At 70.4% G+C, this 6,260-nt stretch carries 7 protein-coding genes; 2 read left to right on the top strand and 5 right to left on the bottom strand.

Going from position 1 to position 6,260, the window contains the following annotated elements:
* The coding region (locus LRG10_RS11665) for a DUF1631 family protein (RefSeq protein ID WP_238635664.1) at positions 1-789 on the top strand (789 nt) is incomplete at its 5' end.
* Positions 786-1,550, top strand: coding sequence for a 1-acyl-sn-glycerol-3-phosphate acyltransferase (locus LRG10_RS11660; protein WP_238635663.1), 765 nt, complete (start codon positions 786-788; stop codon positions 1,548-1,550). The genes LRG10_RS11665 and LRG10_RS11660, both read left to right, overlap by 4 nt.
* 169 nt (positions 1,551-1,719) lie before the next feature.
* On the opposite strand, the gene LRG10_RS11655 is transcribed toward LRG10_RS11660, so the two are convergent.
* The 5 genes from LRG10_RS11655 to nadC form a co-directional block, all read right to left on the bottom strand.
* Positions 1,720-2,811, bottom strand: coding sequence for a porin (locus tag LRG10_RS11655; RefSeq protein WP_238635662.1), 1,092 nt, complete (start codon positions 2,809-2,811; stop codon positions 1,720-1,722).
* A 110-nt stretch (positions 2,812-2,921) separates the two neighbouring features.
* The gene (lgt, locus tag LRG10_RS11650) at positions 2,922-3,713 is read right to left on the bottom strand and encodes a prolipoprotein diacylglyceryl transferase (RefSeq protein ID WP_238635661.1); all 792 of its coding nucleotides are present in this window, start codon (positions 3,711-3,713) and stop codon (positions 2,922-2,924) included.
* Positions 3,714-3,905: 192 nt separating this feature from the next.
* Complete coding sequence (locus LRG10_RS11645) at positions 3,906-4,433, bottom strand: hypothetical protein (protein WP_238635660.1); 528 nt, start codon at positions 4,431-4,433, stop codon at positions 3,906-3,908.
* 79 nt (positions 4,434-4,512) lie between these two features.
* Positions 4,513-5,055: a hypothetical protein gene (locus LRG10_RS11640; protein WP_238635659.1), complete on the bottom strand. Its 543-nt coding sequence runs from the start codon at positions 5,053-5,055 to the stop codon at positions 4,513-4,515.
* Between the two features lie 337 nt (positions 5,056-5,392).
* Positions 5,393-6,241 (bottom strand): carboxylating nicotinate-nucleotide diphosphorylase, encoded by an 849-nt coding sequence (nadC, locus tag LRG10_RS11635; protein ID WP_238635658.1) that lies wholly within the window; start codon positions 6,239-6,241, stop codon positions 5,393-5,395.
* Between the last annotated feature and the right edge of the window lie 19 nt (positions 6,242-6,260).

Below are 6,260 nucleotides of genomic sequence, written 5' to 3'. Positions count from 1 at the left end.
CCCCCGGGGGGCGGGGGGGCGGCGACCAGCGTCGCCGACGAAACCCGATTCGCAGCACGCGCCGTGCGCAGCCGCGACCGTGTGGAGGCGGCCCGGCAGCGGGTCAGCGAGGAGATCGAGCGCTGCCTGGAGGGGCGCCGGCCGCCGGCACTCATCGAGCAGCTGATCCGGGACGCCTGGGCACGGCTGCTGCTGCTGATCCACCTGAGCGACGGCGCGGACTCTGAGAACTGGGTCCGCCACTGCGCGGTGATGGAGCGCCTGGTCTGGAGCGTCGACACCCCGCCGGATGCCACCTCGCGCCGACGGCTGGTCCTGGAGATCCCCCTGCTCCTCCACGAGGTGGCCGACGGCCTGCGCGAGGTCCTCCATGACCCCTTCGAGGTCAGCAAGGTGCTCCGCGCCCTGGAGGCCGAGTACCTGAACTGCCTGACCCGCGGCGATCCGGGGCTGGCCCAATTCAGCGCCAGGAACGACGATACCGCCGCGGCGAGCCACCGCGAGGGGGACGTGCGCCGGGTGGCCGCCCTGCCCGAAGGGACCTGGATGGAGATCGGCGGGGCACAGGGCGAGCGCCTGCGCGTCCGGCTGGCCGGGCACACCGCCGATGGTCGGCTGATCTTCGCCAACCGGGCCGGCTTCAAAGTCCTCGAGCGCAGCACCGAGGCGCTCGCCGCGGCCGTGGCCGACGGGCAGGCCAAGCTGCTCGACGACCATGAGCTGCTCAACGACGGGCTCTCGCGGGTCATCCGCCGGCTCGTCGAGCGGCGCGCGGGGCACGGCGAATGAGCGTGGCCCGCCGCGTACGGGCGGCCCTGATCCTCGCCTTGGCCCTCGTCCACCTGCTCCTCGGCGGGCTGTGGGTCACCGGGGCCAGCCTGCTCTCGCGGCGGCTCGGGCGCCACGCGGCGGCCCTGTGGAACCGGATCCTCATGGCCCTGATGCGCGTCCGCCTTCACCGGCACGGTCGCCCGCAGCGCGGCGCCCTCCTGGTGGCCAACCACCTCTCCTGGCTGGACATCGTTGCCCTGTTCGCCCTGGTGCCGGACACCTTCCTGAGCAAGGCGGAGCTGCGCGACTGGCCGATTGTCGGCCGCGTGGCCCGCAACCTCGGCACCCTGTTCATCGGCCGCGGCCACAGCGGCGCAGCGCAGCGGGCCGCCGGCGAGATGGCCGAGCGGCTGCGCCGGGGCGATGCCGTGATCTTCTTCCCCGAGGGCCGGATCAGCACCGAATTCGGCATCCAGCCGTTCCGCCCGCGGCTGTTCCGTGCCGCCCACGAGGCCGACTCCGCAGTGCAGCCGGTGGCCATCGGCTACCGTCCGCGCCACCGCGGTGACGATCTGGGGGAACTGGTGCCGGAGCGTCGCATGCTGGACAGCGCCTGGTGGGCGGCCGGACACGGGGTGGAGGTCCACATCCACTTCCTGGACCCCATCCCGGCCGCGGAGCGGGACCGCCGGCAGCTGGCCGACGAGGCGCGCAAACGGATCGCCGATCGGGCGGGGCTGCCGCTGCTCGGGCGGACGCCGGCCAACGGCGACGCGTGATAGAGGGGCGTATCGCCTGCGCGGTTGAGGCCCGGGCGCGGGGACGCCGTCCATCCATCCCTGGAGGCTTCACGGCCGCATCCCTGCGGCCGAGACCCCGCACCCGGGCCTCCACCGCGCAGGGACACAACCGGCTGCCACCCTCCTCGGTACGAGGGAAGGCTAAACGCTAGAAGTCGACGCGCACGCTGCTGGCCACCGCCCAGGTGGAGCTACCGTCGCGCACCCCCGCTTCCTCACCCTCGGGACCGGCCACCCGGCCGTGGTACCAGGGCACCAGCTGGGACTTCGAGTCGTTGTTCAGGTTGGCGTAGGTGACGTAGAGCCGGGTCCGCTCATCGGCGTGGAAGACGGCGCCAATCACCGCCATACGCCCGCCGTGGCCGCTTTCATCCACATCGATGGCGTAGTACTGCCCGCGCAGCTCCAGGTCGTCGGCCAGACGGTGGCGCAGGCCGAGTCCGTAGCCGTCGGCGTCCTCCTGGCCATTGTCCGTATCCCACGCCTCCTTGGAACGCTGGCCAAAGCCGATCAGCGTCCAGTCGTCCCCGATCGCCCAATCGGCGCCGAGGCGAAAGACCTCGCCCTCATCCTCGTCTTCGTCGCCAAAGAACCGTTCGGTCCCAAGGGCCAGGCGCAGCGCCGGCCACTGGTAGTCGACCACGGCGGCGTAGGCCTGGCGCTCGTTGTCGTCCGCCGGCGGCTTGGGATTATCCTCCTCGTCACCGGTATCGAAGCTGTAGTGCAGATCGAAGCCCCACCCCTCGCCCTCCGGCGTGGTCAAGCGCACCCCGGCTGGAAAGCGGCTGTCGAAGTGCGGGCTGTGCTCGCCGCGCAGGATGTTGCGCGAATCGCCCATCTCGCCGCTGAACAGATCGAAACGGCCGCGCAGGTCCTTGACCGCCGAGTTCATGTAACCCAGGCGCAGGGTGCCCCAGGACTCGCGCAGGCCAAGCAGGGCACTGCGCGAGGCCCACTCCAGGCCGTCACCGCGGTTGAAGGCAATCTGCTGCTCCACCTCGCCGAGGACGGTCAGCCCGGTCTCCAGCTGGTGCTCGACGTCAAAGCCCAGGCGACTGGAGTTGCTGGCCAGATCCCAGGCGCCATACCCGCCGCCGCCGTAGCGCTCGATGCTCAGGTTCAAACGCCCGTAGACGCCCCAGTCCACCGCCAGCGCCGTCGCCGGCGCCAGCAGAGTCAGCGCGGCGAGCAGACGCCAGCCGGATGCGGGGCGCCGACGCCCCGTGCGGATCACTCCCATGCAGTGCTCCTTCAAGGCCGTTGGTAGGGACCGGCGCCGTGCGCCCCTCCGGCGCGCCGGAACCGATGGTTGCAACCGGGCGGGATTGTAACCCGGCGCTGGGCGGCGGATCAGGCGGCCGCGCCCGGGCGCCGCCAGGCCCACAGCAACAGCGCCACCCCGCCGAGGATCATGGGCAGGGTGAGCACCTGGCCCAGGGTCAGCCAGCCGAAGGCGAGGTAGCCGATGTGCGCATCCGGCATGCGGAAGAACTCGACGAAGGCGCGGAAGCCCCCGTACGCCGTCAGGAACAGACCGGTGACCGCACCGCGGGCCCGCGGTCGGGCGGAGAACCACCAAAGCAGCACGAACAGGGCGATCCCCTCCAGCCCCATCTGATAGAGCTGCGAGGGGTGGCGTGCCTCGTCGCCCAGGGGCGGATAGACCATGGCCCAGGGGACCTCGGAGGGCCGGCCCCACAGCTCGCCGTTGATGAAGTTGCCCAGCCGCCCGGCGCCGAGGCCGATGGGCACCAGCGGCGCGGCGAAATCGGTCAGACCCAGCAGCGGGATCCGGTAGCGCCAGGCGTAGACCCCCAGCGCGGCGGTGACCCCGAGGAGCCCGCCGTGGAAGGACATGCCGCCTTCCCAGAGCCTCAGCAAGGCGAACGGGTCGGCGGCGAGGCCATCCAGGTTGTAGAAGAGGTGGTAGCCGAGCTTGGCGCCGACAATCACCCCCAGGGCGCCGAAGAAGACCAAGTCGTCCACCTGCTGCCCGGTCACCGGGCTGTCCGGCCGACGCGCCCGCCAGCGCCCCAGCCCCCAGGCGGCGAGGAAGCCGACGACGTACATCAGGCCGTACCAGTGGATGGCCACCGGCCCGAGCTGGATGGCGACCGGGTCGATATCGGGATAGACGAGCATGGGCGGAGACTAGTGGAGAGCGACGCGGCAAGGCAAGCGCGGCGCCGACATCCGCGGTAGGAAGCGGGCCAAGCAGGCAGACAGCCAGGAAGCGAGAAAGGATCCCGTGGCCCCGCAGCCGGGGTGGCCGCAGGGCCACGGGATCAGCGCGCCCGAATCAGCGCGAAGGAAGTGGAGCACCCACGGGCGACCTCAGAAGCCGAAGCCGAAGCCGACATTCAGGTAGAGGCCATCCAGGTTGTCGGGGCTATCGCCATCGGAAAAAGCGTCTAACTCGTCGTCTACGGCGTTCGTCCCCCGGTAGGCGATCTTGGTGAACAGCTCCGAGGTGTCCCCGGTGTCCAGGGCGAAACGGCCGTAGATGTCGGTGGCTGTGACGTCGGCGCTGGCCTGCCCGAACATCAGGCCGACGCTGGTGGCGAAGCCGACACCACCAACCAGATCGTACTCGGCAGTCAGACCACGGAAGTCCCCTGTCGTGCCTCCAAAGCCATCCAGCCGCTCGTAGTAGACGCCCATGCGGAAGTCTTCGTTGAGATGGACGCCGAAGTCGAAGGTGTTGGCGGAGATATCACTGTCCTCGACGTCGGAGTCGAAGGCGGTGTAGACCGGCGTGTGGCCGTACTTGAAGAAGAACGTCTCGGCGCTGGCCGAGGCGGCGAAGGCCGTGGCCGAGAGCAGGGCCACGCCGGCGATGGTGTGCCTGGCATGCTTGTGCATGGTCAACCTCCTCTGTTGCCTGTTCTGCTGCACCCGCACCCGCACCCCGCGGTGCGGAGGCGGCGTTTGGGCGATCGTCTTAGAAGTGGACGCCGAAGCCGACACTCAGCGTGAAGCCGTGCATGTCACTGGCGTCGTTCGCTGCACCGTCGAAATCCTGAGCAAAATCGCTGTCCGGCACGGTGCGGTAGGCGAGCTTGGCGTTCAGGTTGGCGTGGTCGTTGGCCAGCAGCGCCGCGCGGCCGTAGATGTCCGCCACCAGGCTGTTGCCGCTGTCGGAGCGACCATTGCCGACCATGAAGCCGACACTGCCCATGAAATCGCCGGTCTCGAGCATGCCGTACTCGGCACTGATGCCCTGGATGTTGGCGGTGTTGCCGCCCTCACCATCCAGGCGCTCGTGGTAGACGCCGGCGCGCAGCTCGTCGGTCACACTGGTGCCGAACTCGAAGGCGTTGGCGGAGAGATCGCTGTCCTCCACGTCCGAGTCGAGCGCGGTGTAGACCGGCGTATGGCTGTAGTTGAAGAAGAAGCCGTGCTCGGCCACCGCCGGGCTCGCTGCCAGGGCGCCGGCGGCGACCAGGGCACAGCCGCCGATAATGCGTGGGGAAGCTTTGCGCATGTAGACCTCCTTGCTCAAAGGTGTTGTTGCCGGAAGGCGCCGCCGCCTGCCGGATCGGGCGCAGCCCGGGCGGGCGCCGGCGCGGAATAGGGGTGCAGAGGCGCGCGGCCGCAGTGCGCGCGGATAGCCCCATGGCGGCCCGCCGGGGATCGGGTCAGACAGGAGGGACTCAAGGCCGGGATCGACGGCATGGGATCTCCTTATCAAGGACGTCCCCGGGAACACGGGCGCGCCTCCTGCGCACCGCCGTTAATCGCAGGTTAGCAACGGGCCGGAATACGCTCAACGGACAGAAAACCGCACGCCGGGGCACCCCGGTGACGCCGCGGGCGCCCGCTCAGCCGGCCGCGTCGAGGCGCAGCGAAAGATCCAGGGCGTGGACGTGCTTGGTCAGGGCACCGACGGAGATACGGTCCACGCCGGTGGCGGCCAGACCGCGCACGGCGTCCAGATCCACCCCGCCGGAGACCTCCAGGGCCACCCGCCCGGCGGCCTGCTCCACCGCCTGACGGATGCCGTCGGCATCGAAATTATCGAGCATCACCACATCGGCGCCGGCGGCGATGGCCTCGTCGAGCTGCGCCAGGTCCTCGATCTCTACGGTGATCGGCGTCCCCGCGGCGCGCAGGCGCGCCACCTCAACGGCCGGGGTGAGCCCGCCGCAGGCGGCGATGTGGTTCTCCTTGACCAGGTAGGCGTCGAACAGCCCGAAGCGGTGATTGTCGGCCCCGCCGGCGCGCACGGCGTACTTCTGAGCGGCGCGCAACCCGGGCACCGTCTTGCGGGTATCGAGCACCCGCACCCCGGTGCCGGCCAGGGCATCGGCGTAGCGCCGTGCCGTGGTGGCGGTCCCGGAGAGGAACTGCAGGAAGTTCAGCGCCGTGCGCTCGCCGGTGAGCACCGCCCGGCTCGGCCCCTGGATCCGGCAGACCTCGGTGCCCGGCTCCAGCCAATCGCCGTCGCCGTGAAGCCAGCGCACCCCCACGGCCCGGTCGAGCTGCCGGAAGACCTCATCGAACCAGGCGCTGCCGCAGAGCACCGCCGCCTCGCGGGCGACGACGTGGCCTTCGGCCTGCCGGCTGGCCGGCACCAGGGCGGCGGTGAGATCACCGCCGCCGACGTCCTCGGCCAGGGCGCGGGCGACGTCGTCACGGATGGTTTCACGGGGAGGGAGCGGGATGGGCATGCTTGATCAGGGTTCCGTG

The sequence above is a fragment of the Halorhodospira sp. 9628 genome, from assembly GCF_022228075.1.
Taxonomy (GTDB): Bacteria; Pseudomonadota; Gammaproteobacteria; order Nitrococcales; family Halorhodospiraceae; genus Halorhodospira; species Halorhodospira halophila_A.
Note: the sequence above shows the minus strand (reverse complement) of the source record. Positions and strands in the feature narration are given on the sequence as shown.

What these genes read in the sequence shown, in the direction of transcription:
- LRG10_RS11660 (WP_238635663.1), top strand. Translation starts at nt 786, where the DNA reads ATGAGCGTGGCCCGCCGCGTACGGGCGGCCCTGATCCTCGCCTTGGCC.
- nadC (WP_238635658.1), bottom strand. Translation starts at nt 6,241, where the DNA reads ATGCCCATCCCGCTCCCTCCCCGTGAAACCATCCGTGACGACGTCGCC.
- LRG10_RS11640 (WP_238635659.1), bottom strand. Translation starts at nt 5,055, where the DNA reads ATGCGCAAAGCTTCCCCACGCATTATCGGCGGCTGTGCCCTGGTCGCC.
- lgt (WP_238635661.1), bottom strand. Translation starts at nt 3,713, where the DNA reads ATGCTCGTCTATCCCGATATCGACCCGGTCGCCATCCAGCTCGGGCCG.
- LRG10_RS11655 (WP_238635662.1), bottom strand. Translation starts at nt 2,811, where the DNA reads ATGGGAGTGATCCGCACGGGGCGTCGGCGCCCCGCATCCGGCTGGCGT.
- LRG10_RS11645 (WP_238635660.1), bottom strand. Translation starts at nt 4,433, where the DNA reads ATGCACAAGCATGCCAGGCACACCATCGCCGGCGTGGCCCTGCTCTCG.